Source organism: Aeromonas sp. QDB54, assembly GCF_027707385.1.
GTDB classification, from domain to species: Bacteria; Pseudomonadota; Gammaproteobacteria; order Enterobacterales; family Aeromonadaceae; genus Aeromonas; species Aeromonas hydrophila.
Window position 1 is genome coordinate 1 of the sequence record NZ_JAPCIT010000095.1, and the last position, 555, is coordinate 555.

A 555-nucleotide genomic window follows, 5' to 3' on the forward strand; every position below is an offset into this window, starting at 1 on the left:
CTAAATAACTGATCCCAATAGTGCTACACCTTCGCTGTGCCATAGCCATTCCCCGGGAAAGGAGACACGGTATCCATGAAGTGTTTCACTCGGGCCAGCAGGTTTGCCATCCCTCTGCATTGATGATTGCGCGTGATGGTTTCATGTAACTTGTGCCATAGCCGTTCTATGTGATTAACCCAAGGGCTGTAAACTGGCTGGAACACCAGGCAGAACTTGGGATTCTTCTTCAACCATCGCTCGGTCTGTTTGCTTTTGTGAATGATGTAGTTATCGAGGATCAACGTGATGGTTTTGGCTCGTCGGTAGTGGTGGCGCAGCTTTTCCAGCATGGCAATAAACAGCGATGAGTTTTTCTTGATCCCGCTGACGTAAAGTACCCTTCCGTTGCCTGCGTGGAGAACGCCTGCCAGATAATGCTTGGCATTCTGCCCCGGTGTGACAACCCGCTTTTGCTGCGCTCTGAACATCCAGTCGGCTCCTAATTTGGGATTGAGGTCTATATCGACTTCATCCTCATAAAACACCGGATTATCGGCATCACAGCGGGCCAGC

General features: G+C 50.3%; 1 pseudogene. It reads right to left on the minus strand.

From position 1 onward, the window contains the following. Positions 1-23: 23 nt before the first annotated feature. Positions 24-555, minus strand: a pseudogene (locus tag PG881_RS23970) (IS630-like element ISAhy2 family transposase); the annotation flags it as partial.